This window comes from Streptomyces tauricus (assembly GCF_014650955.1).
Taxonomy (GTDB): Bacteria; Actinomycetota; Actinomycetes; order Streptomycetales; family Streptomycetaceae; genus Streptomyces; species Streptomyces tauricus.
On the sequence record NZ_BMVY01000005.1, the window covers coordinates 301252 to 324970 of the forward strand.

A 23719-nucleotide genomic window follows, 5' to 3' on the forward strand; every position below is an offset into this window, starting at 1 on the left:
CACGGCGACGTAAGGAGTTGACGACGTGGAATTGGCATTGGCGCCGGAGACGATAGCGCGATGGCAGTTCGGCATCACCACCGTCTACCACTTCCTCTTCGTCCCGCTCACGATCTCGCTCGCCGCGCTCACCGCGGGCCTGCAGACCGCATGGGTGCGCACGGAGAAGGAGAAGTACCTCAGAGCCACCAAGTTCTGGGGCAAGCTCTTCCTGATCAACATCGCGATGGGTGTCGTCACGGGCATCGTGCAGGAGTTCCAGTTCGGCATGAACTGGTCCGACTACTCGCGCTTCGTCGGTGACGTCTTCGGTGCCCCGCTCGCCTTCGAGGCCCTGATCGCCTTCTTCTTCGAGTCCACGTTCATCGGGCTCTGGATCTTCGGCTGGGACAAGCTGCCGAAGAAGATCCACCTGGCCTGCATCTGGATGGTCTCGATCGGCACGCTGCTCTCCGCGTACTTCATCCTCGCGGCCAACTCCTGGATGCAGCACCCCGTCGGCTACCGCATCAACGAGCAGAAGGGGCGCGCCGAACTCACCGACTTCTGGCTGGTCCTGACCCAGAACACCGCGCTCAACCAGGTGTTCCACAGCTTCTCGGCGGCCTTCCTGACGGGTGGCGCCTTCATGGTGGGCATCGCGGCGTTCCACCTGATGCGCAAGAAGCACATCCCGGTGATGCGGACCTCGCTCCGGCTCGGACTGGTCACCATGGCGGTCGGCGGTCTTCTCACCGCGATCAGCGGGGACACCCTCGGCAAGGTCATGTACGAGCAGCAGCCGATGAAGATGGCCGCCGCGGAGGCCCTGTGGGACGGCGAGGAACCCGCGCCCTTCTCCGTGTTCGCCTACGGGGACGTCGACAAGGGGCACAACACGGTGGCCCTGGAGATACCCGGCCTCCTGTCCTTCCTCGCCCACAGCGACTTCGACTCGTACGTGCCCGGCATCAACGACACCAACAAGGCCGAGCAGGAGAAGTTCGGCCCCGGCGACTACAAGCCCATCGTGCCCGTCGCCTACTGGGGCTTCCGCTGGATGATCGGCTTCGGCATGGCGTCCTTCTCCCTGGGGCTGCTGGGACTGTGGCTGACCCGCAAGAGGTTCCTGCTGCCGGCCGTGCAGCGGACGGGGGAGGACGAGGTACCGCATCTGGTGCTGTTCAAGAAGCCGCTCGGCTCCCGGCTCACCCGGCTGTACTGGCTCCTGGCGGTCTGGACGATGGCCTTCCCGCTGATCGCCAACGGGTGGGGCTGGATCTTCACCGAGATGGGCCGGCAGCCCTGGGTCGTCTACGGCGTCATGCAGACCCGCGACGCGGTCTCCCCCGGTGTGTCCCAGACCGAGATGATCATCTCGCTGACCGTCCTCACGACGATCTACGCGATCCTCGCCGTCGTCGAGGTGAAGCTGCTCGCGAAGTACATCAAGGCCGGACCGCCCGAGCTCACCGAGGCCGACCTCAACCCGCCCACGAAGATCGGCGGCGACCCCCGGGACGCCGACAAGCCGATGGCCTTCTCCTACTAGGCCCAGGGAGCTGCTGAGTCATGGAACTTCACGACGTCTGGTTCGTCCTCATCGCCGTCCTGTGGACCGGCTACTTCTTCCTGGAGGGCTTCGACTTCGGGATCGGCGTCCTCACCAAGCTGCTCGCCCGCGACCGGACCGAGAAGCGGGTGCTGATCAACACCATCGGCCCGGTCTGGGACGGCAACGAGGTGTGGCTGCTCTCGGCGGGAGGCGCGACCTTCGCCGCCTTCCCCGAGTGGTACGCGACGCTCTTCTCCGGTTTCTATCTGCCCCTGCTGCTCATCCTCGTCTGCCTGATCCTGCGTGGAGTGGCCTTCGAGTACCGGGCCAAGCGGCCCGAGGAGCAGTGGCAGCGCAATTGGGAGAACGCGATCTTCTGGACCTCGCTGCTCCCGGCGTTCCTGTGGGGCGTCGCCTTCGGCAACATCGTCCGGGGCGTGAAGATCGACCGGAACTTCGAGTACGTGGGCAGCCTCGGGGACCTGCTCAACCCGTACGCGGTCCTCGGCGGGCTGGTCACACTGACGCTGTTCACCTTCCACGGGGCGGTGTTCGCGGCGCTCAAGACCCTCGGTGACATCCGGGAACGGGCGCGGAAGCTGGCTCTGCGGCTCGGAGTGGTGACGGCCGGGCTCGCGCTGGTCTTCCTGCTCTGGACCCAGGTCGAGAACGGCGACGGCAAGAGTCTGGTCGCGCTGGTCGTGGCGGTGGCCGCACTGGTCGCGGCGATCGCGGCGAATCAGGCGGGGCGTGAGGGCTGGGCCTTCGGACTGTCGGGCCTCACCATCATCGCCGCGGTCGCCATGCTCTTCCTGACGCTCTTCCCGAACGTCATGCCGTCCTCGCTGAACGACGAGTGGAGCCTCACGGTCACCAACGCCTCGTCGAGCCCGTACACGTTGAAGATCATGACCTGGTGTGCGGTGATCGCGACGCCGGTGGTGATGCTCTACCAGGGCTGGACGTACTGGGTGTTCCGCAAGCGGATCGGCACCCAGCACATTGCCGACGCCGTGCACTGAGGCTCATAAATCCGGGGGCATGTTTCACGTGAAACATGCGCCATGAGAAGAAGGTGTGTTTCACGTGAAACATGCCTGCTTGACCCAAGGGTGTGTTTCACGTGAAACCGATCGACCCGCGACTTCTTCGATACGCCCGCGCCACCCGCCTCTTCCTGATGGCGGTCGTGGGGCTGGGAGTTGTGGGAGCGGGGCTGGTCGTCGCGCAGGCCATGCTCATCGCCGAAGTGGTGGTCGGCGCCTTCCAGCACGGACTGTCGACGGGTGAACTCCGCACGCCACTGCTTCTGTTGGCAGCTGTCGCGGTCGGTCGCGCGCTCATCTCCTGGCTCACCGAACTCGCGGCGTACCGGGCAAGCGCGGCGGTCAAGTCGGAGCTGCGCGGGCGGTTGCTGGAGCGGGCCGGCGCGCTCGGTCCGGAGTGGCTGAGCGGACAGCGGACAGGGTCACTGATCGCGCTCGCCACGCGCGGGGTGGACGCCCTGGACGACTACTTCTCGCGCTATCTGCCACAGCTGGGGCTCGCGGTGGTCGTACCCGTGGCCGTCCTCGCCCGGATCGTCACCGAGGACTGGGTGTCGGCGGCGATCATCGTCGGCACGCTGCCGCTCATCCCGATCTTCATGATGCTCATCGGCTGGGTCACGCGGTCCCAGATGGACCGGCAGTGGCACCTGCTGTCCCGGCTCTCGGGGCACTTCCTGGATGTCGTCGCGGGGCTGCCCACGCTCAAGGTCTTCGGACGGGCCAAGGCGCAGGCCGAGTCCATCCGGCGGATCACCGGGGAGTACCGGCAGGCGACCATGCGGACCCTGCGGATCGCCTTCATCTCGTCCTTCGCGCTGGAACTGCTCGCCACGATCTCGGTCGCCCTGGTCGCGGTGACCATCGGAATGCGTCTCGTCCACGGTGAGATGGCGCTGTACGACGGACTGGTCGTGCTGATCCTCGCCCCCGAGGCCTATCTGCCGCTGCGCCAGGTCGGGGCGCAGTACCACGCGGCGGCGGAGGGGCTGTCCGCCGCGGAGGAGATCTTCGCGGTTCTTGAGACGCCTGTGCGGGAGCCCGGCACCGGTATCGCGCCCGCCTCCGAGGAGCTGCGCTTCGAGGGAGTGACGGTCCGCTACCCCGGGCGGTCGTCCGACGCGGTGTCGGACGTGTCCTTCGAGGTGGGCCCCGGAGAGACGGTGGCGCTCGTCGGCCCCAGCGGCGTAGGCAAGACGACTCTTCTCGACGTGCTGCTGGGCTTCGTCCGGCCCACGGAGGGGCGAGTGAGCATCGGGGGAGTCGATCTTGCTGAAGCCGATCTGAAGGAATGGCGTTCGCGCGTCGCCTGGGTGCCGCAGCGGCCCCATCTGTTCGCCGGGTCCGTCGCCGAGAACGTACGGCTGGCGCGGCCGGAGGCGGACGACTCCGCGGTGCGGGAGGCACTGGCCGACGCCGGGGCCCTGGAGTTCGTGGACGTGCTCCCCGACGGAATGCGCACGCTCCTCGGTGAGGAAGGTGCCGGACTCTCCGCCGGACAGCGTCAACGACTCGCCCTGGCACGGGCGTTCCTCGCGGACCGGCCGGTGCTGCTGCTGGACGAGCCGACCGCCTCGCTGGACGGGGCGACCGAGGCCGAGGTGGTGGAGGCGGTCCGGCGCCTCGCCGTCGGACGGACCGTCCTGCTGGTCGTCCACCGGCCGGCCCTGCTGGGCGTGGCCGACCGGGTGGTGCGGCTGGAGCCGACGGCTTCGGCGGACCGTGCCGTGTGGTCCGGCGAGACGCGGACGCGTCGCTCCGACGGGGTGGAGTCCGTGCCCGTGGCGGACGCGGAGAAGGTGGCCACTCTCCCGGAGAGGCGGCGCGACGTGCTCGCGCGCGTCCGTGCCATGGCCGGGCCGCGCAGGGGGCGGCTCGCGGCGGCCCTCCTGCTCGGAAGTCTCGCGCTCGGAAGTGCCGTCGGCCTCATGGCCACCTCGGGCTGGCTGATCTCCAGGGCGTCGCAGCAGCCGCCCGTGCTGTATCTGATGGTCGCCGTGACGGCCACGCGGGCCTTCGGGATCGGCCGGGCCGTCTTCCGGTACGCCGAGCGGCTGGTCTCGCACGAGGCGGTGCTGCGGATGCTCGCCGACACCAGGGTCGCCGTGTACCGGCGCCTCGAACGGCTGGCGCCCGCGGGGCTGCGGACCACCCGGCGCGGTGATCTGCTCTCGCGACTCGTCAGCGATGTCGACGCGCTGCAGGACTACTGGCTGCGCTGGCTGCTGCCCGCCGCCGCGGCGGCCGTCGTGTCCGCGGGTTCGGTCGGGTTCACGGCCTGGCTGCTGCCCGAGGCGGGGGCCGTTCTCGCCGTCGGGCTGCTGGCCGCGGGTGTGGGCGTTCCGCTGGTGACCGGCGCCGTCGCGCGCCGCGCCGAGCGCCGGCTGGCACCGGCACGGGGTGTGCTGGCGACCCGGGTGGCCGATCTCCTCACGGGAACGGCGGAGTTGACCGTCGCGGGCGCGCTGCCCGCCCGTACCGCCGAGGCGCGGCGGGCCGACGCCGAACTCACCCGCATCACCTCGCGGGCCGCCACCGCCACCGCGCTCGGCGACGGACTGACCGCGCTGGTCTCCGGCCTCACCGTCACGGCCGCCGCGCTCGTCGGCGCCCAGGCGGTCGCCGACGGACGCCTCAGCGGCGTGGCGACCGCCGTCGTCGTCCTCACACCGCTCGCCGCCTTCGAGGCCGTCCTGGGGCTGCCCCTCGCCGCCCAGTACCGGCAGCGGGTCCGCAAGAGCGCGGAGCGCGTGTACGAGGTCCTGGACGCGCCCGAGCCCGTACGGGAGCCGGAACGGCCGGTGGAGGCGCCCGCGTCGCCGTTCCCGGTCGTGGTGAAGGGCCTGGCCGCCCGCTATGCCGGCCAGGAGCGGGACGCGGTCGCCGGGGTGGACCTGGTGCTCGAACGCGGGCGCCGGACCGCCGTCGTCGGGCCGTCCGGATCCGGCAAGACGACGCTGGCCCAGGTGCTGCTGCGCTTCCTGGACCCCCGCGGGGGGACGTACACGCTGGGGGGCGTGGACGCGTACGGCATGGACGGCGACGACGTGCGGCGACTGGTCGGACTCTGCGCGCAGGACGCCCATCTGTTCGACAGTTCGGTGCGGGAGAATCTGCTGCTCGCACGGAAGGACGCGACGGAATCCGCGCTGCGGGACGTGCTGGGGCGGGTGCGGCTGCTCGACTGGGCCGACGGCCTGCCCGACGGGATCGACACGATGATCGGGGAGCACGGCGCGCGGCTGTCCGGGGGACAGCGGCAGCGGCTGGCGCTCGCCCGCGCGCTGCTCGCGGACTTCCCCGTGCTGGTGCTCGACGAGCCCGCGGAGCATCTCGACCTGGCCACCGCCGACGCCCTCACCGCCGATCTCCTGGCCGCGACCGAGGGGCGTACGACGTTGATGATCACGCACCGGCTGGCGGGGCTCGAAGCGGTGGACGAGGTGGTCGTCATGGCCGAGGGAAAGGTGGTGCAGCGGGGCGCGTTCGACGAGCTGGTGGGTGCGGAGGGGCCGTTGCGGGAGATGTCCGAGCGGGAGAGCCGGACGGAGACGGCACTCCTCGCACGGTGAGGCCGTCGAGCGGGACGACGGGACGACGGGACTACGAGGCGACGGGACGACGGGACGACGGGCCGGGGTTCGACTTTCCCTGACAAATGGGACTAACTAGGCTCGGTGCATGTCAGTCGAGCCGGGCCCCGGCGGCACCCCGAACCCAGACGACGTACCGCGGCTGCTGGAAGCGATGCGGGCGGTCGGCAGCGGTCTGCGGCTGCGGTCCACGCTGGAGCGGATCTGCGAGACCGCGGCGGAGCTGGCGGACGCGCGGTACGCGGCGGTCGGTCTGGCGGCGGAGTGCGGGGACGGCCTCGCCGAGCACGCGGGCGAGGACACCGGCGGGCAGGCGGTCCGGTGGATCGGGCGGCTGCCGGACGGGTACGAGGAGGCCGGGGGGACCGCGGGGGCCGAGGGGATCCGTCCTCCGCCCGAGGCCGGCTTCCTGGCCGTCCCCATCCGCGTACAGGGCGAGAGCCTGGGCACCTTCTACCTCGCCGAGAAGCGCGACGGGGGCCCGTTCGGCGAGCACGACCTCGACATGGTGCGCGTACTGGCACGCGAGGCGGGCATCGCGGTGGGGAACGCGCGCCTGTACGGGGCCGCCAAGCGGCGTGAGCGCTGGATCGACGGATCCGTGGCCGTCACCACCGCGCTGCTCTCCGGAGGAGACGCCGACGAAGCGCTCCAAGTGGTCGCCGAACAGGCCCGCCGGCTCTCCGACTCGATGGCCGGGCTCGTGCTGCTGCCCGCGGCGGCGGGCGGACTGGAGATCGTCGCTGTCGCGTCCGAGCACCCGTCGAGGGCACTGGGCCTCGTCGTGCCGCCCGAGAACGCGGTCGCGGGCCAGCTCCTCGCGGGGAAGGCCGTGTTCGTCGAGGACGCGGCCTCGGATCCGCGGATGCTCGCCGACCTCTCCCGAGGCTACGGGCCGACGATGCTCCTGCCGCTCCAGAGCGGCGGCCGGGTCCTGGGGACCCTCGTCATGGCCCGCGCGGCGGACGCCCGCCCGTTCTCGGATGCCGAGCGCACCCTGGCGACGCAGTTCGCCTCCCAGGCCGCGCTCGCGCTGATGATGGCCGAGGCACAGCGGGACCGCGAACAGCTCGCGGTCTACGAGGACCGTGACCGGATCGCCCGCGACCTGCACGATCTCGTCATCCAGCGGCTGTTCGCCACCGGGATGCTGCTGGAGAGCGCCCAGCGGCGGTCCGTGCTGCCCGAGGTGCGGCAGGGCGTCGGCAAGGCGGTCGACGAACTCGACGTCACCATCCAGGAGATCCGTACGGCCATCTTCGCGCTCCAGCAGGGGCCCGCGGAGTTGCCGACCCGGCTGCGGACGCGCGTCCTGCGGGAGATCAACATGGCCGCCGTACCGCTCGGCTTCAAGCCGTCACACCGCTTTGTCGGACCCGTGGACACGGTGGTCGGCGAACTCACGGCCAAGAACCTCATCGCGGCCCTCCGCGAAGCCCTGTCCAACGCCTTCCGGCACGCGGGAGCGTCCCGGATCGACGTCACCGTGGACGCGACGGTACGGCTACCGGACGAGGAGACCGGCGTACGTCTCACGGTCACGGACGACGGCGTCGGGATCCCCGAAGGGGGCCGGCGCAGCGGGCTGAAGAATCTGAAGCGGCGCGCGGAGTCGCTGGGCGGGGACAGCTGGTACGGACCGGGGTCCGGGAAGGACGGCGGCGGCACGTCGGTGGTCTGGGAGGCGCCGCACTGAATCCGGGGCGAGGCGGGGCAGGACGAGGTGAGGCAGGGCAAGACAGGGCGGGGCTGGGGCGGCGGCAGGGGCGTGCGGCGGGACTCGCCGAAGTGGCTTCGCCAAGCCCCCTGTTCGGCCCAGCGCAGTGGTCCATCCGTGCCGACCGCTCCCCCAGGTGTACGACGTGAACAGGACCGGAGCCGTCCCCGCGCGACACGATCCATGTCATGCGCTCACGTCGACGTCGCCGCCCCCTGCTCGTCACGGCGCTGTCGTGCGCGCTGGCCGTCCTGGCGGCGGGGCCCACGGCGGCCACCGGCACCGGGGACGCCGACCGTTCCGGCGGGCTCGGCGCCGAGGTCGTGCGGCTGTACGAGGAGGCGTCACTGGCGACGCAGCGGTACGAGGCAGGGCGCCGCGAGGCCGAGGAACAGCGGAGCAGGGCCCAGCGGCTGGAGCGGCTCCTCGACCGGGAGCGGCGGGACATCGCCGTGCTGCGGGGGGACCTCGGCCGTATCGCACGTGCCCAGTACCGCAGCGGCGGTGGGCTCCCGCACACCGCGCAGATGCTGCTCGCGGACAGTCCCGAGGAGCTGATGCGCGGTCAGCGTGCCCTCTGGCGGGCGGACCTGACGGTCGACAACGCCGTCACCAGGAACCGCCGGGCCGAGAGCAGGCTCGCCGCCGACGAGTCGAAGGCGGAGGCCGCCTGGCAGGCGCTGGAGCGGCGCAACGACGAACTCGCCGGGATCAAGCGCGGCATCGAGCGGAAGCTGGAGGAGGCCCAGGGCACGCTCCAGGGGCAGGCGGACGCCTCGGCCGCCGCCGGTGCGTGCCGGGGTCCGGTCCGGCTCGACCAGCCGGAGACGACCTTCACCCAGCCGTGGATCCCCCCGGTGGAGACGTACGGACTCTCCGCGGGGTTCGGCAGCGGCGGTGAACGCTGGGCGAACCGGCACACCGGGCAGGACTTCGCGGTGGACATCGGTACGCCGGTGCGTGCGGTGGGCCGGGGGCGGGTGGTCAAGGTGTCGTGCGGTGGCCCGTACGGCATCGAGGTCGTGGTGCGGCATGCGAGCGGCTACTACACGCAGTACGCCCATCTGGCGGCCGTCACCGTGGAACAGGGGGAGCGGGTGTCCACCGGGCAGTGGGTCGGCCAGTCGGGCACGACCGGCAACTCGACGGGTCCGCATCTGCACTTCGAGGTACGCCTGACCCCGCAGGCCGGCTCGGGAGTCGACCCGCGCGAGTGGCTCGCCGAGCGGGGAGTCGAGCTGTAGCTCCGGGGGCGGGCAGGCGGCCACCGGAGGTCTCCTCCCACCGGTGTTCCGCTCCTGCCGCTCCTCGCGGTGCTCCCTGTGCTCTGTGCTCCCAGGGTTCCGCTTCTACCGGTGTTCCGCGAGTATCCGCTCGATCACGACAGCCACGCCGTCCTCGGTGTTGGCGGCCGTCCGTCCGGACGCCGCGGCGATCACGTCGGGGTGCGCGTTGCCCATCGCGTACGACGTGCCCGCCCAGGTGAGCATCTCCACGTCGTTCGGCATGTCACCGAAGGCGACGACCTCTTCGTGCGAGATGCCGCGCTCGGCGCAGCACAGCGCGAGGGTGCTGGCCTTCGAGACGCCGGGGCCGCTGATCTCCAGCAGCGCGCTGGGGCTGGACCGGGTCACGTTGGCCCGGTCGCCGATGGCCAGCCGGGCGGTCATGAGGAAGTCGTCCGGGGCGATCTCGTGGTGGTAGGCGAGGATCTTGAGCACCGGCTCATCGGCGCCCGGGGCGTCCGGCGCCAGAAGCTTCTCGGCGGGCGCGACGGTGTCGGGCGCCTCCAGGTGCAGCTTCGGGTACGCGGGCTCCTGGTAGAAGCCGTAGGTCTGCTCGATGGCGAAGAGGGTGCCGGGAGCGGCGTCGCGCAGCAGCCGTACGGCGTCGAGCGCGTTCTCCCGTGCCAGTTCCCGCACCTTGACGAAGCGGTGGGCGCCGGGGCCGCCGTGCAGGTCCACCACCGCGGCACCGTTTCCGCAGATGGCGAGGCCGTGACCGTGGACGTGGTCGCTCACGACGTCCATCCAGCGGGCCGGGCGCCCGGTCACGAAGAAGACCTCGATGCCGGCCGCCTCGGCGGCGGCCAGGGCGGCCACCGTGCGGGGTGAGACGGACTTGTCGTCGTGCAGCAGGGTGCCGTCGAGGTCGGTGGCGATCAGGCGGGTCGGGAGGGGGGAGGCCGGGATCCCGGGCCGTCGGGTCGCTGAGGTCACTCCGTCATTCTCCCGCATATGCGCGCACGGGCGTGCGGCGGTCCGCACATGTGAGTGACGTAACCCGTGACCTGCCCTTTTCCGGACCACGAGCCGCTTGGCCGGAGGCCGCCCCGCACGGGGTGCGGGGGAAGGGCGCGAGCGACGAACGACGACCCGCGGTCGCAGACCGGGCCCTGCCCCTGCCCTACTGGGCGTCGGCCGCCAACTGAGTGTCGGCCTTCGACCGGGCGTCAGCCCAGCTGCGCGACCGCTTCCAGTGCGATCTGCTCGAAGACCTTCTCGTCCGCCGCGAAATCGGAGTCCGGGATGGGCCAGTGGATCACGATGTCCGTGAAGCCCAGCTCCCCGTGGCGGCCCGCGAAGTCGACGAACGCGTCGAGGGACTCCAGCGGACGCCCGCGGTCCGGGGTGAAGCCGGTGAGCAGGACCTTGTCGAGCTCGCGCACATCACGGCCGGCCTTCTCGCACGCGGCGGCCAGCTTCTCCACCTGGCCGCGCAGGGCGCCCACCGACTCCTCGGGCGTGCCCGACTCGAAGAGCTTCGGGTCCCCGGTGGTCACCCACGCCTGTCCGTGCGCGGCGGCGAGCCGCAGTCCGCGCGGCCCGGTGGCGGCCACCGCGAAGGGCAGCCGGGGGCGCTGCACACAGCCGGGGATGTTGTAGGCCTCACGCGCCGAGTAGAACGTGCCGTCGTACGACACGGTGTCCTCCGTGAGCAGCCGGTCGAGCAGCGGTACGAACTCGCCGAAGCGGTCGGCCCGCTCACGCGGCGTCCACGGCTCCTCGCCGGTACGCAGCAGTGTCGTGGCGTCGAACCCGGAGCCGCCCGCGCCGATGCCCAGCGTGATCCGGCCACCGGAGATGTCGTCGAGGGAGATCAGTTCCTTGGCGAGGGCCACCGGGTGCCGGAAGTTCGGGGAGGTGACCAGCGTGCCGAGGCGCAGCCGGTCGGTGGCGCCCGCGGCGGCGGTCAGCGTCGGCACGGCGCCGTACCAGGGGCCTTCGCGGAACGTCCGCCACGCCAGGTGGTCGTAGGTGAAAGCGGTGTGGAACCCGAGCTGCTCGGCGCGCTGCCAGGCGGAACGTCCTCCCTCGTGCCAGCGGAGGTACGGCAGGATCACGGTGCTCAGGCGCAGACTCATGCCGCAGAGCCTAAGCGCAGCCGTACGGCACACCGAAGCGGCCGACCGGCGGGGGCGGCCACGGCCGGACCGCGCGCGCCACGCCGGTCATCGGTTCTTCAGTGCGTGGCCGGAAACCGCAGGTAGCGCGGGGGCACGGCGGCCGTGAGCCAGACGCCGTTGGCGCTGACCGTGAAGACATGGCCGTCGCGGCTCATGGCGCCGGCGTCCACGGAGAGCACGACGGGGCGGCCGCGGCGGGCTCCGACGCGGGTCGCCGTCTCGCGGTCGGCCGAGAGGTGCACGTCGTGCCGGTTCATGGGCCGCAGACCCTCGGCGCGGATCGCGTCCAGGCTGCGGGCGACGGTGCCGTGGTAGAGGTACGCGGGCGGGGTCGCCGACGGCAGTCCCAGGTCGACCTCCACGGAGTGGCCCTGGCTGGCCCGGATCCGGGTGCCCACGATCGCGAAGCGCCGTTTGTCGTTGTGGACCACCACGTGGTCCAGCTCGCCGCGGGTGAACGGGAAGCCGTGCGCCGCCGCCGCGGCCATCAGCGTGTCGATCTCGATCCAGCCGCCGTCGTCGAGCGTGAGCCCGATCCTCTCGGGCTGGTGCCGCAGATGCTTCGAGAGGTACTTCGACACCTTTACGGTGCGCCTCTCGTCCGGAGACTTCTCGTCTCCATCTCTCTCGTCTCTCTCGTCATGTCGCTCGTCATGCCTCGCGTTCATTCCGCCAGGGTGCCTGGAGAGACGCTGATCACGCATTTGATTTTGGCCCGGAGGTTTGATCCACAGCCAAATGCGTTTTCCACAGGCGTAGTTGGCGAATCTGTGGACAACTCCCCGACAGTTTAGGACGGTTCGTCAACTTCGTTCGTTTGAGGACCGTGTGCGGCAAGTGCGTCCAAGGCACGTGCCCTGACCTCACGTTCAGCCGCCAGGGCGATGAACTCGGCCGCGTTCTCAGCGCCGACAAGCCCTTCCACAGCGGTCATTGTCGCGGCCGGAACCGCCACCGTACGCGTCTCTTCCGTGTTCGCCAGGGGTTTGTCCACACCGAGATGCCGGCGCAGCTCGCGATGGGCGAACAACTGCATGGCCCGCGCCAGTTCGGCGTCCACCGTCTGACGTGCGAGCGGCCGCAGCCGGCGTACGAGCGCGGCCGCTTCCGTGGCGTCGGCGTCGTTCGGCGGGTGATCGCCGAGATAGCGGGCGAAGACGTGCTCGGCCGTGAACTCCAGGAACCGGGAGGCGATGTGCTCCACCTGGCCCCTCAACTCCCGCAGATGGCCGGAGATCGCGGACAGCGGCACGCCTGCCTCGTACAACTCGACGGCCACCGCCAGCTCTTGGGGGCTCGGTACGAGGAACGTGTCCTCCTGTCCCGGAATTTGTCCCGGAATTCTTTCGAGCACACCCAGCTCGATCGCCTCGGCCACCGCCGCGTCGTCCGGGTGACCGCCGAACCGTTCGTCGAGCTCGGCCCGCGAGATACGGACCGCCTCCTCGTCCGTCCACGGCCCGTCGACCTCGGCGACCAGACCGAGTACGCCACCGAGACCGCGCCCCGCGTCCCAGGCTTCCAGGAGCTCCTTGATGGAGGCCAGGGTGTAGCCGCGGTCCAGCAGGTCCGCGATCTGCCGGAGCCGGGCCAGATGGGTGTCCGCGTAGAGGTTGGCGCGCCCGCGCCGCTCCGGGCGGGGGAGCAGCCCGCGGTCCTGATAGGCGCGGATCGTCCGGACCGTGGCGCCACTGCGGTGCGCCAGGTCCTCGATCCGGTACGCGGCACCCGCCGGCTCGTCGATCACAGTTACAGCCCTTTCGGTTCCCCGCCCTCCCGAGCGCCCGTCGTTACGCGATCGCCGCCCTGCCGATCGCCCCCGCCGCCGCCCGGGCGGCGGGCGACAGCGCCAGATACTCGATCGCGCGGCGCATCGAACCCTCCTGCGAAGGATGGTACGAGCGCCGCAGATAACGCGGTACGGCCGAGCCGAGCTCCTTCCACGTGGGCAGCAGCCCCTTGCGCACCGCCCGGTTGTGCGCCCCGAGCGAATAGCGCGGGCGGCCCGCCAACTGCGGGTCGTTGCGGATCAGATAGGCCGCGCCCCACGCCCACATGTACAGCATCACCGGAGCTGTGACCGCCATGCCCGCCACCCGGCGCGCATACCGGGGCAGGCCCTCGCCGCCGCAGTGCTGGTACATGTCGAAGGCGACCGCGCGGTGCTCGACCTCCTCCGCGCCGTGCCAGCGCAGCAGATCGAGCATGACCTCGTCGGACCCCGCGTCGTCCAGCCCTTCGGCGGCCAGCACCCAGTCGCCGAGCACCGCGGTGAACTGCTCTATGGCCGCGATCACCGAGAGCCGCAGGCGCAGCCACTCCCGGGCCGGTATCAGGCCCAGCGGCGGGGTCTCGCCGAGGATCCCGCGGAAGAGGAACTCGACATGCTTCGTGTACGCGTCCGTGTCCAGCCGCTGCGCCGCCAGATGGTCCAGCACGTACGAGTGCTGCACGCTGTGCGTCGCCTCCTGGCCCATGAACCCCTTGACGTCCTTGAGCAGTTCGGGGTCGGTGACCAGCGGCAGGCCTTCCTTGAAGACCTTGACGAACCACCGCTCCCCGGCGGGCAGCAGCAGATGCAGCACATTGATGACGTGGGTGGCGGTCGGTTCGTCCGGTATCCAGTGGAGCGGGGTCCGCTCCCAGTCGAAGGAGACCCGGCGGGGCGTGATGGCGTGGTGCTCTGTCACAGCGGTGGCTCCATCCGTGCGATCGCGCGCAGTGCTCCGGGAGTGAAACGGGACATGAGGCGGCCGCCACGAGCCTCCGCCGTCACCGGCACCACGGCCTGGTTGCGGACGACGGCTCGCACGATGGCCTCGGCGACCTTCTCCGGTGGGTAGTTGCGCAGCCCGTACAGCCGCGCGGATCTCTTCTGGCGCCGTTTCTCCTCGTCGGCGTCGACTCCGGTGAAGCGCGCGGTCGAGGTGATGGCGGTGTTGACGAATCCGGGGCAGATCGCCGAGACGCCGATGCCCTGGCCCGCCAGCTCGGCGCGCAGACACTCGCTGAGCATCAGCACCGCCGCCTTGGAGGTGCTGTAGGCGGGCAGCGCCTTCGACGGCAGATACGCGGCCGCCGACGCGGTGTTGACGATGTGGCCGCCCTGTCCGCGCTCCGCCATCTGTTTCCCGAAGAGCCGGCAGCCGTGGATCACTCCCCACAGATTGACGTCGAGGACCTTTCGCCAGTCCTCCACGGTGGTGTCGAAGAAGGAGCCGGCCAGTCCGATCCCGGCGTTGTTCACCAGGACGTCGACGACCCCGTACTCGGCGGCGACCTTCGCGGCGAGCTGCTCCATGGCCTGCTCGTCCGAGACGTCGACCGTCTCGGCCCAGGCCTCCGGGGCGCCGACGAGCCGGGACAGCTCCGCGGTGCGCGCCGCGCTCTGCGCGTCCCGGTCGACGGCCACCACGCGCGCGCCGGCCTCGGCGAACGCGAAGGCGGTGGCCCGTCCGATGCCGCTGCCCGCCCCGGTGACCAGCACGAGCTGCCCGCCGAAGCGTTCTGCGTGCGGGCCGCTCACCGCGGGCGCAGGCCGGCCGCCCTCGGTAGCGGTCACGAACTCGGTGATCCAGGCGGCCACTTGGTCGGGCCGGGTGCGCGGGATCCAGTGCTTGGCCGGGAGGGTGCGGCGCACCAGTCGCGGTGCCCAGTGCTCCAGTTCGTCGTAGAGCCGCTCCGAGAGGTAGGCGTCTCCCAGGGGCGTGATGAGCTGCACGGGCGCGTGCGCGTACGCGTCACTGCGGGGTCTGCCCAGGCGGGGACGGATGTTGTCGCGGTACAGCCATGCGCCGTGAGCCGCGTCCCTGGGCAGCGACGAGGTCGGATAGTCGCCCGCGGGGACCTTCTCCAGGCGTCGCAGGATCTTCGGCCACTGCCTGCCGAGGGGGCCGCGCCAGGCCAGTTCGGGCAGGACGGGCGTGTGCAGCAGATACACGTACCAGGACTTGGCGCCCTGGCCGAGCAGCTGCCCGACCTTGCGGGGGGTGGGGCGCGACATGCGCCTCTTGATCCAGTGACCGAAGTGGTCGAGGGAAGGACCGGACATCGACGTGAAGGACGCGATCCGCCCCTTCGTGCGCTCGACCGTGGTGAACTCCCAGGCCTGCACCGAACCCCAGTCGTGGCCCACCAGATGCACCGGCCGGTCCGGACTGACCGCGTCCGCGACCGCCAGGAAGTCGTCCGTCAGTTTCTCCAGGGTGAACCCGCCGCGCAGAGGACTGGGCGCGGTGGACCTGCCGTGGCCACGCACGTCGTACAGCACGACATGGAAGCGTTCGGTCAGGCGCCCGGCGACCTCGGACCACACCTCCTTGGAGTCCGGATACCCGTGCACGAGCACCACCGTGGGCTGCGTCGCGGGATCGCCCCACTCGGCGACACACAGCTCGACTCCGCCCGTACGCACCCAGCGCTCACGCGCACCCGCGAGGAGCGCTCGTCCTTCGCCATGGGCCACGTGCCCTTCACCGAGGGGCACGTGCCCTTCGCCACGGCTCACAGGTTCTTCGCCACGGCTCACTTGTCCTCCGCCCAGCGCCGCACGTGCGGCAGATCGTCGTCGAGCCAGAACGCGCTCTGTTCGGGGTCCCGGGAGTCGGTGACCACGAGAATCTCCTCGAACTTCGCGCCCGTACCCCGGAATCCGAGGTGCGGTTCGACCGCCCACAGGCCCGGATGCGGCGGGTGGTCGGAGAAGCGGTACGGCGACCACAGGGGCGACCAGCCGTCGCGGTGGCCGTGCAGCGCGTCGCTCGCCAGACCCTTGAGCGACTGCGTGCCGAAGCCGAACAGACGCGGTGACCAGCGCCGTTCCCGGACGCGGTCCACCTTGTGGGCGATCACGCCGAAGGGGTACGCCCGGTGACGGTTCGCGTAGCCCTGGCGGACCATGAGCCGGTCCACGTCCTCGTAGATCTCCCGCAGCGGGCGCCGCTCACGCACCTCACGCAGCAGCAGCTCGCGGTGCGCCTCCAGATCGGCGAGCAGCCGCTCCTGCACCGGATTCGGGCCCAGCGAGCCGGAGTAGCCGATGTCCGCGGTGCAGCCGTCGAGCACCGGGGCCATGTCGAGGATGAACGGCATCCCCGGCTCCAGGCGCTTGTTCGTGGGGAAGAACTGCAGCGGGATCCGGAAGCCCGTGAACGCCGTGCGGTCCCCGAACCAGGCGAAGGGCAGATGGAACCAGTCCCGGACCCCGCGCTCACGCAGCCACTCGCGCTGCATCCGCGCCGCCCCGCGCTCGGTCACACCCGGCCTCAACTGTGCGGCGACCGCTTCCGCGCACTCGTACGCGAGGCGCTGCACCCGCCTGAATCCGCCGAGCTCCGCGGCGAGCGGGCCTGATGGGGCCCGTGCCGGGGCCACTGCTGAGGTCATGCCACCGTCCGTTCCAAGCCGATTGCCGTACGCGCCCGTAACTTGACACTGATGAATGTGACCATTGTTGGCGGCTGCGTCAAGGGGTGGGTGCGCGGCCTGTGGAAAACCACGTGGTTGTGGACAACCCGGCCGACCCGGGCAGCCCGACCGACCCGACCGACCCGGCCGACTCGGGTGCCCTGGCCAACCCACGCCGACCGGGGCAACCCACGCCGACCCGGGCACAACGGCAGCCGCCGGTTGTTCGACCTGAGGGGGGACCCCTACGGGCCCGTACGACTGGAGAGTGACAGCGATACAGCTCCCAGGTCTGACGACTGATGTGGCCTGCGCCACTACCTTCGAACTGTGACTGTGATCGCGACCGAAAGCCTGAGCAAGCGGTTCCCCAGGGTGACCGCTCTTGACCGGCTCTCCGTGGACGTCGGACCCGGTGTGACCGGACTCGTCGGAGCCAACGGAGCCGGCAAGTCCACACTGATCAAGATCCTGCTGGGTCTGTCCCCCGCCACCGAGGGCCGCGCCGCGGTGCTCGGACTCGATGTCGCCACCAAGGGCGGCGACATCCGGGAGCGCGTCGGATACATGCCCGAGCACGACTGCCTGCCGCCCGACGTCTCGGCCACCGAGTTCGTCGTCCACATGGCGCGCATGTCCGGCCTGCCCCCGGCGGCGGCCCGCGAGCGCACCGCGGACACGCTGCGCCACGTCGGTCTCTACGAGGAGCGATACCGCCCCATCGGCGGCTATTCGACGGGCATGAAGCAGCGCGTGAAGCTCGCGCAGGCGCTGGTCCACGACCCGCAGCTGGTCTTCCTCGACGAGCCGACGAACGGCCTCGACCCGGTCGGCCGCGACGAGATGCTCGGCCTCATCCGCCGCATCCACACCGACTTCGGCATCTCCGTCCTGGTCACCTCGCATCTGCTCGGCGAGCTGGAGCGCACCTGCGACCACGTCGTCGTCATCGACGGCGGCAAGCTCCTGCGGTCCAGCTCCACCACGGACTTCACGCAGCGCACCGCGATCCTCGCGGTCGAGGTCACCGACACGGACGAGCACCCGGACGGCACCGGTGCACTGCGCGAGGTCCTCCACGCGCGCGGGGTCGACACCCACGACGGCAGCGGACTGCCCGGCGCGGGCCACATCCTCCTGCTCACCGCGCAGGGCGAGGAGACGTACGACCTCGTACGGGACGTCGTCGCCGACCTGGGCCTCGGCCTGGTGCGCATGGAGCAGCGCAGGCACCACATCGCGGAGGTCTTCAAGGACAGCGACGAGCAGGCGGCCAGGGACGCCGAAGCGCAGGCGGCCCTGAAGGACGGCGACGAACAGCGGAAGGAGGCGGTCGGCCATGGCGGTTGAGCAGCCCCAGGCACAGGCTCCGGCCCCGGCTCGCGCGGGCGAGCAGACACAGATCCACAACATCGGCTACCGCAACTACGACGGCCCGCGCCTGGGCCGCGCGTACGCCCGCCGCTCCCTCTACTCGATGTCCCTGCGCGGCTCGTACGGCCTGGGCCGCTCGGTGAAGTCCAAAGTGCTGCCGATGCTGCTCTTCGTGGTGATGTGCGTCCCCGCGCTGATCATGGTCGCGGTCGCCGTCGCCACCAAGGCGAAGGACCTGCCCGTCGACTACACGCGCTACGCGGTCATCATGCAGGCCGTCATCGGTCTCTACGTGGCCTCCCAGGGACCGCAGTCCGTCTCCCGCGACCTGCGCTTCAAGACCGTCCCGCTGTACTTCTCGCGCCCCATCGAGACCGCCGACTACGTACGCGCCAAGTACGCGGCGCTGGCCTCGGCGCTGTTCATGCTCACGGCCGCACCACTGCTCGTGCTCTACGTGGGAGCGCTGCTCGCCAAGCTCGACTTCTGGGACCAGACCAAGGGATTCGGACAAGGGCTTGTCTCCGTGGCACTGCTTTCCCTGCTCTTCGCCGGCATCGGCCTGGTCATCTCGGCGGTCACCCCGCGCCGCGGCTTCGGTATCGCGGCCGTCATCGCCGTGCTGACCATCTCCTACGGAGCGGTGTCCACCGTCCAGGCCATCGCCTACGACCAGTCCAGCACCGACGCGATCGCCTGGCTCGGGCTCTTCTCGCCCATCACGCTGATCGACGGCGTGCAGACCGCCTTCCTCGGCGCCACCTCCGCCTTCCCCGGCGGCGAGGGCCCGTCGAGCGCCCAGGGCGTCGTCTATCTGGTCGTCGTCCTGGGACTGATCGCCGGCTGCTACGGCCTTCTGATGCGCCGCTACCGAAAGGTCGGACTGTGACCGCCCGCCCGTCGTCCGCCACCACCCTTCCAAGGAACGGGCCGCGCCCATGAGCACCCTCACCATCGATCACGTCTCACGCTGGTTCGGCAACGTGGTGGCCGTCAACGACATCACCATGACCATCGGCCCGGGCGTCACCGGCCTGCTCGGCCCGAACGGCGCCGGAAAGTCCACCCTCATCAACATGATGGGCGGCTTCCTGGCCCCCTCCACCGGCTCCGTCACCCTCGACGGCCGGCCGACCTGGCGCAACGAGGAGATCTACAAGCAGATCGGCATCGTCCCCGAGCGCGAGGCGATGTACGACTTCCTCACGGGCCGCGAGTTCGTCGTCGCCAACGCCGAGCTGCACGGCCTCGGCGACAAGGCCGCGCACCGGGCCCTGGCCACGGTCGAGATGGAGTACGCGCAGGACCGGAAGATCTCGACGTACTCCAAGGGCATGCGCCAGCGCGTGAAGATGGCCTCCGCGCTCGTCCACAACCCCTCGCTGCTGCTGCTCGACGAGCCCTTCAACGGCATGGACCCGCGCCAGCGCATGCAGCTGATGGACCTGCTGCGGCGCATGGGCGACGAGGGCCGCACGGTCCTCTTCTCGTCGCACATCCTGGAGGAGGTCGAGCAGCTCGCCTCGCACATCGAGGTGATCGTCGCCGGACGGCACGCGGCCAGCGGTGACTTCCGCCGCATCCGCCGCCTGATGACCGACCGCCCGCACCGCTATCTGGTCCGCTCCAGCGACGACCGCGCGCTCGCGGCAGCGCTCATCGCCGACCCGTCGACGTCCGGCATCGAGGTGGACCTCCAGGAGGGCGCGCTGCGCATCCAGGCCGTCGACTTCCCGCGCTTCACGGCACTGCTGCCGCGCGTGGCCCGCGACCACGGCATCCGACTGCTCACGGTCTCGCCCTCCGACGAGTCCCTTGAGTCCGTCTTCTCGTATCTCGTCGCGGCGTAGGAGGCCGAAAGATGTACGACCCCACAGTCGCCCGGCTCACCTACCGCGGCCTTCTCGGCCGCCGCCGGGCCCTCATCCTGGGCGCCCTGCCCGTCCTGCTGATCGTCATCTCCGTGGCCGTACGCGGCTTCACGGGCGCCGACGACCAGGTGGCCGCGGACGTCCTCGGCGGCTTCGCGCTCGCCACGATGGTGCCCATCATCGGCGTCATCGCGGGCACCGGCGCGATCGGCCCGGAGATCGACGACGGCTCGGTCGTCTACCTGCTCGCCAAGCCGGTCAAGCGCCCCACGATCATCTTCACCAAGCTGATCGTCGCCGTCGCCGTCACCATGGTCTTCTCGGCGGTCCCGACACTCCTCGCCGGGCTGATCCTCAACGGCAACGGCCAGCAGGTCGCCGTCGCCTACACCGTGGCGGCGCTGGTCGCCTCGATCGCGTACGCCGCGCTCTTCCTGCTGCTCGGCACCATCACGCGGCACGCGGTGGTCTTCGGACTCGTCTACGCCCTCGTGTGGGAGGCGCTCTTCGGGACGCTGGTCTCCGGGGCGAAGACGCTCAGCGTCCAGCAGTGGTCGCTCGCGGTGGCCCAGAAGGTGTCCGGCGGGGATCTCGTCACCTCGGACGTGAGTCTCACCACCGGCACGGTGCTGCTGGTCGCGGTGACCGTCGCCGCGACCTGGTTCGCGGGACAGAAACTGCGGACGCTGACGCTGGCCGGCGAGGAGTAGCGCCGCCGGGCCCCGGAAGGTGGGGCTTCGGACGGTCGATGCGGCTCCACGCGTGCGTGGAGCCGCAGTTGTCCTTGATCCTCAGGGATCTTGAAGGACCTTGAAGTGGGTTTTACGCGGCTGACGGCACACTGGCCCGAGGGGATGCGACGAGGAGGACGGGGATGACAGCGCAGGCACCACGCGGTGACGGACAGGCCCCCGGCGAAGGCCAGGGGGAGACCGCCGGCGAGGTCTGGGACGAACTCGTCCTGGACGAGGACTTCATACGCTCCGCCGATACGGAAGAGCCGTCCGCGCGCGCCCGTATGCTCGCGGCCCGCTGGCGCGAGGGCGGCCCCGATCCGCAGCCCTGGCGCTCCGACGAGCCGCCCGCGGGATGGTTCTTCAGCAAGGCACGGCGGCGCTGGTGGCGGCGGGGCTGACCACCCCGGGCGGTCGGCGCGGGGCGCCCCGCCGGCCGGTTTATTCGATGGCGTCCGACGCGGCCCGGGGGCACAGTGGTGATGTCCAGGTCGCCGGATTCCTCCGGCGCCGCAGTCCGGGTGAGGAGCGCGGCGACGCCCGTCAGTGGCAGTGCGCCGAGTTCCCGACAGGGCAGCGTGCGGGCTCCGGAGTAGTCAGCTCCGTCGAGTCCGCCCCGTAAGGGAGCTGCCCGGGGCGGCCGCTTCGAGCGCGTACCTCCGCGCGGGCCGCCCTCCCCGGGCGGGGTTGCGAGGTGCCGTGGAGCGGCTAACCCAGCAGCCTCTCCAGCACCACCGCGATGCCGTCCTCGTCGTTCGACAGGGTCATCTCGTCGGCCACGGCCTTGAGTTCGGTGTGGGCGTTGGCCATCGCCACTCCGTGCGCCGACCACGCGAACATCGGTATGTCGTTCGGCATGTCGCCGAAGGCGATCGTGTCGGCGGCCTTCACGCCCAGGCGGCGGGCCGCCAGCGACAGCCCCGTGGCCTTGGACAGGCCCAGGGGCAGTATCTCCACGATGCCCTCGCCCGCCATCACGATGTTCACCAGGGAGCCTGCCGCCGCCCGCGCCGCGGACGTCAGCTCGTCGTCGGTGAGACGGGGATGCTGGATGTACATCTTGGTCAGGGGCGCGGCCCACAGCTCGGCCACGTCGGTGAACGGGACGGACTGCAGCAGCCCCTGCACCCGGTAACCGGGGCCGACCAGGACGTCGCCGTCGAGGCCGTCCCGGCTCGCGGCGAGGGCCAGCGGGCCGACCTCCGCCTCGATCTTGGCGAGCGCGAGCCCGGCCAGCTGCCGGTCGAGGGTCACCGAGGTGAGCAGACGGTGCGCCCCGGCGTCGTACAGCTGCGCGCCCTGGCCGCACACCGCGAGGCCCTCGTACCCGAGGTCGTCGAGGATGTGCCGGGTCCAGGGGACCGCCCGGCCGGTGACGACGAGGTGCGCGGCACCCGCCACGGTGGCCGCGGCGAGTGCCTCGCGTGTGCGCTCGGAGACCGTGTCGTCGGAGCGCAGCAACGTTCCGTCGAGATCGGTCGCGACAAGCTTGTAGGGGAACGCCCCGGATCCCCCGGCCGACCCGGGTCCCCCGGATGTCTCGGGAGCCCCGGTGGACGCGGTGGTGCCGGTGGACTCGGTGGTGCCGGTGGACTTGATGGTGCCGGTCACTTGGAGATCGGCTCCAGCAGCTCACGGCCGCCCAGGTACGGACGCAGCACCTCGGGCACCCGTACGGAGCCGTCGGCCAGCTGGTGGTTCTCCAGGATCGCCACGATCGTGCGCGGAACGGCGCACAGTGTGCCGTTCAGTGTCGCGAGCGGCTGTACCTTCTTGCCGTCCCGCATGCGCACCGACAGCCGGCGGGCCTGGAAGCCGTCGCAGTTCGAGGCCGAGGTCAGCTCGCGGTACTTGCCCTGGGTGGGGATCCACGCCTCGCAGTCGAACTTGCGCGAGGCGGACGAACCCAGGTCGCCCGAGGCCACGTCGATGACCTGGAAGGGCAGCCCGAGGCCGGTCAGCCACTGCTTCTCCCAGTCGAGGAGCCGCTGGTGCTCGTTCTCGGCGTCCGCCGGATCGACGTACGAGAACATCTCGACCTTGTCGAACTGGTGCACGCGGAAGATGCCCCGGGTGTCCTTGCCGTACGTGCCGGCCTCGCGGCGGAAGCACGGCGAGAAGCCCGCGTAGCGCAGCGGCAGCTTGTCCGCGTCGAGGATCTCGTCCATGTGGTACGCCGCGAGCGGGACCTCGGAGGTGCCGACCAGGTAGAAGTCGTCCTTCTCCAGGTGGTACACGTTCTCCGCGGCCTGGCCGAGGAAGCCGGTGCCCTCCATGGCGCGCGGACGGACCAGCGCCGGGGTCAGCATCGGGATGAACCCGGCCTCCGTGGCCTGTGCGATCGCCGCGTTGACGAGCGCGAGCTCCAGGAGCGCGCCGACACCCGTCAGGTAGTAGAAGCGCGAGCCGGACACCTTGGCGCCGCGCTCGACGTCGATGGCGCCCAGCGCCTCGCCGAGTTCCAGGTGGTCCTTGGGCTCGAAGCCCTCGGCGCCGAAGTCACGGATGGTGCCGTGCGTCTCCAGGACGACGAAGTCCTCCTCGCCGCCGACCGGGACGTCGGGGTGCACGAGGTTGCCGAGCTGCTGCAGGAGCCGCTTGGTCTCCTCGTCCGCCTCGTGCTGCTCGGCGTCGGCCGCCTTGACGTCGGAGGCGAGCCGGCCGGCCTTCTGGAGCAGCTCGGCCTTCTCGTCGCCCGAGGCCTTGGGGATCAGCTTGCCGAGCGCCTTCTGCTCGGAGCGCAGCTCGTCGAAGCGGACGCCGGACGACCTGCGCCGCTCGTCGGCGGAGAGCAGGGAGTCGACGAGCGCGACATCCTCTCCACGGGCGCGCTGGGAGGCGCGAACACGGTCGGGGTCCTCACGAAGCAGGCGAAGGTCAATCACCCCACAAGGTTACCGGTGCGGGGTTCCGGGAGACGACCCGGTATTCCGATCTGTCGCTTCTGTCATGGTTTGCGGGAATTGTCGATCGGTTGGAATTGTGTTGATCCGCGTCAATCGAAAAGGGCCCGGCTCCCTGGAACGGGGCAGGGCGGC

19 protein-coding genes are annotated in these 23719 nt (G+C 70.7%); 10 read left to right on the forward strand and 9 right to left on the reverse strand.

The window, feature by feature from the left end; genetic code table 11:
- Window positions 1-25 precede the first annotated feature (25 nt).
- The 5 genes from IE278_RS11855 to IE278_RS11875 all read left to right on the forward strand — a co-directional run bounded on the left by IE278_RS11855 (window position 26) and on the right by IE278_RS11875 (window position 9134).
- Window positions 26-1531 carry a cytochrome ubiquinol oxidase subunit I gene (locus IE278_RS11855; protein WP_189771446.1) on the forward strand — a complete coding sequence of 502 codons (1506 nt, stop codon included), beginning with the start codon at window positions 26-28 and terminating at the stop codon, window positions 1529-1531.
- A gap of 20 nt (window positions 1532-1551) precedes the next feature.
- On the forward strand, window positions 1552-2556 hold the full coding sequence (gene cydB, locus IE278_RS11860; RefSeq protein ID WP_189771447.1) for a cytochrome d ubiquinol oxidase subunit II: 1005 nt from the start codon (window positions 1552-1554) through the stop codon (window positions 2554-2556).
- 101 nt (window positions 2557-2657) lie between these two features.
- A complete protein-coding gene (cydD, locus tag IE278_RS11865) occupies window positions 2658-6152 on the forward strand; it encodes a thiol reductant ABC exporter subunit CydD (protein WP_189771448.1) in 3495 nt (1164 codons plus the stop codon).
- 109 nt (window positions 6153-6261) lie between these two features.
- The gene (locus IE278_RS11870; RefSeq protein WP_189771449.1) at window positions 6262-7869 is read left to right on the forward strand and encodes a sensor histidine kinase; all 1608 of its coding nucleotides are present in this window, start codon (window positions 6262-6264) and stop codon (window positions 7867-7869) included.
- Between the two features lie 209 nt (window positions 7870-8078).
- Window positions 8079-9134 carry a peptidoglycan DD-metalloendopeptidase family protein gene (locus IE278_RS11875; protein WP_189771450.1) on the forward strand — a complete coding sequence of 352 codons (1056 nt, stop codon included), beginning with the start codon at window positions 8079-8081 and terminating at the stop codon, window positions 9132-9134.
- A 105-nt stretch (window positions 9135-9239) separates the two neighbouring features.
- On the opposite strand, the gene IE278_RS11880 is transcribed toward IE278_RS11875, so the two are convergent.
- The 7 genes from IE278_RS11880 to IE278_RS11910 form a co-directional block, all read right to left on the reverse strand.
- Window positions 9240-10127 (reverse strand): Cof-type HAD-IIB family hydrolase, encoded by an 888-nt coding sequence (locus IE278_RS11880; RefSeq protein ID WP_189771452.1) that lies wholly within the window; start codon window positions 10125-10127, stop codon window positions 9240-9242.
- 215 nt (window positions 10128-10342) lie between these two features.
- Window positions 10343-11254, reverse strand: a complete 912-nt coding sequence (locus IE278_RS11885) for an LLM class flavin-dependent oxidoreductase (RefSeq protein ID WP_189771454.1) — start codon at window positions 11252-11254, stop codon at window positions 10343-10345.
- Between the two features lie 98 nt (window positions 11255-11352).
- Window positions 11353-11964, reverse strand: coding sequence for an RNA 2'-phosphotransferase (locus tag IE278_RS11890; protein ID WP_246570258.1), 612 nt, complete (start codon window positions 11962-11964; stop codon window positions 11353-11355).
- 122 nt (window positions 11965-12086) lie between these two features.
- Window positions 12087-13043, reverse strand: a complete 957-nt coding sequence (locus IE278_RS11895) for a MerR family transcriptional regulator (RefSeq protein WP_189771458.1) — start codon at window positions 13041-13043, stop codon at window positions 12087-12089.
- 43 nt (window positions 13044-13086) lie between these two features.
- On the reverse strand, window positions 13087-13986 hold the full coding sequence (locus IE278_RS11900; protein WP_189771460.1) for a metal-dependent hydrolase: 900 nt from the start codon (window positions 13984-13986) through the stop codon (window positions 13087-13089).
- Window positions 13983-15761, reverse strand: coding sequence for an SDR family oxidoreductase (locus IE278_RS11905; RefSeq protein ID WP_189771462.1), 1779 nt, complete (start codon window positions 15759-15761; stop codon window positions 13983-13985). Before IE278_RS11905 ends, IE278_RS11900 begins: the two co-directional genes overlap by 4 nt.
- 59 nt (window positions 15762-15820) lie before the next feature.
- Window positions 15821-16681 carry a M24 family metallopeptidase gene (locus tag IE278_RS11910; protein WP_189771464.1) on the reverse strand — a complete coding sequence of 287 codons (861 nt, stop codon included), beginning with the start codon at window positions 16679-16681 and terminating at the stop codon, window positions 15821-15823.
- Between the two features lie 357 nt (window positions 16682-17038).
- Here IE278_RS11910 and IE278_RS11915 point away from each other — a divergent pair, with 357 nt between their 5' ends.
- From IE278_RS11915 to IE278_RS11935, 5 genes are all read left to right on the forward strand, one after another.
- Window positions 17039-18052, forward strand: coding sequence for an ABC transporter ATP-binding protein (locus IE278_RS11915; protein WP_189771552.1), 1014 nt, complete (start codon window positions 17039-17041; stop codon window positions 18050-18052).
- Entirely contained in the window at window positions 18042-18965 is a 924-nt protein-coding gene (locus IE278_RS11920) for an ABC transporter permease subunit (RefSeq protein WP_189771466.1), read from the forward strand. Before IE278_RS11915 ends, IE278_RS11920 begins: the two co-directional genes overlap by 11 nt.
- Before the next feature lie 49 nt (window positions 18966-19014).
- The gene (locus tag IE278_RS11925; RefSeq protein ID WP_189771468.1) at window positions 19015-19926 is read left to right on the forward strand and encodes an ABC transporter ATP-binding protein; all 912 of its coding nucleotides are present in this window, start codon (window positions 19015-19017) and stop codon (window positions 19924-19926) included.
- An 11-nt stretch (window positions 19927-19937) separates the two neighbouring features.
- A complete protein-coding gene (locus IE278_RS11930; RefSeq protein ID WP_189771470.1) occupies window positions 19938-20657 on the forward strand; it encodes an ABC transporter permease in 720 nt (239 codons plus the stop codon).
- Between the two features lie 164 nt (window positions 20658-20821).
- On the forward strand, window positions 20822-21082 hold the full coding sequence (locus IE278_RS11935; protein ID WP_189771471.1) for an SGM_3592 family protein: 261 nt from the start codon (window positions 20822-20824) through the stop codon (window positions 21080-21082).
- A gap of 307 nt (window positions 21083-21389) precedes the next feature.
- Here the strand turns inward: IE278_RS11935 and IE278_RS11940 are convergent, their stop codons facing one another.
- Window positions 21390-22292: an HAD family hydrolase gene (locus tag IE278_RS11940; RefSeq protein ID WP_281403156.1), complete on the reverse strand. Its 903-nt coding sequence runs from the start codon at window positions 22290-22292 to the stop codon at window positions 21390-21392.
- Window positions 22289-23566, reverse strand: coding sequence for a serine--tRNA ligase (gene serS, locus IE278_RS11945; RefSeq protein ID WP_189771472.1), 1278 nt, complete (start codon window positions 23564-23566; stop codon window positions 22289-22291). The genes IE278_RS11940 and serS overlap by 4 nt, the downstream gene beginning before the upstream one ends.
- Window positions 23567-23719 lie beyond the last annotated feature (153 nt).

Coding starts and splice junctions, on each gene's coding strand:
- IE278_RS11930 (WP_189771470.1), top strand. CDS start 19,938: ATGTACGACCCCACAGTCGCCCGGCTCACCTACCGCGGCCTTCTCGGC.
- IE278_RS11920 (WP_189771466.1), top strand. CDS start 18,042: ATGGCGGTTGAGCAGCCCCAGGCACAGGCTCCGGCCCCGGCTCGCGCG.
- IE278_RS11880 (WP_189771452.1), bottom strand. CDS start 10,127: ATGCGGGAGAATGACGGAGTGACCTCAGCGACCCGACGGCCCGGGATC.
- IE278_RS11875 (WP_189771450.1), top strand. CDS start 8,079: ATGCGCTCACGTCGACGTCGCCGCCCCCTGCTCGTCACGGCGCTGTCG.
- IE278_RS11935 (WP_189771471.1), top strand. CDS start 20,822: ATGACAGCGCAGGCACCACGCGGTGACGGACAGGCCCCCGGCGAAGGC.
- IE278_RS11910 (WP_189771464.1), bottom strand. CDS start 16,681: ATGACCTCAGCAGTGGCCCCGGCACGGGCCCCATCAGGCCCGCTCGCC.
- IE278_RS11925 (WP_189771468.1), top strand. CDS start 19,015: ATGAGCACCCTCACCATCGATCACGTCTCACGCTGGTTCGGCAACGTG.
- IE278_RS11890 (WP_246570258.1), bottom strand. CDS start 11,964: ATGAACGCGAGGCATGACGAGCGACATGACGAGAGAGACGAGAGAGAT.
- cydB (WP_189771447.1), top strand. CDS start 1,552: ATGGAACTTCACGACGTCTGGTTCGTCCTCATCGCCGTCCTGTGGACC.
- IE278_RS11870 (WP_189771449.1), top strand. CDS start 6,262: ATGTCAGTCGAGCCGGGCCCCGGCGGCACCCCGAACCCAGACGACGTA.
- IE278_RS11885 (WP_189771454.1), bottom strand. CDS start 11,254: ATGAGTCTGCGCCTGAGCACCGTGATCCTGCCGTACCTCCGCTGGCAC.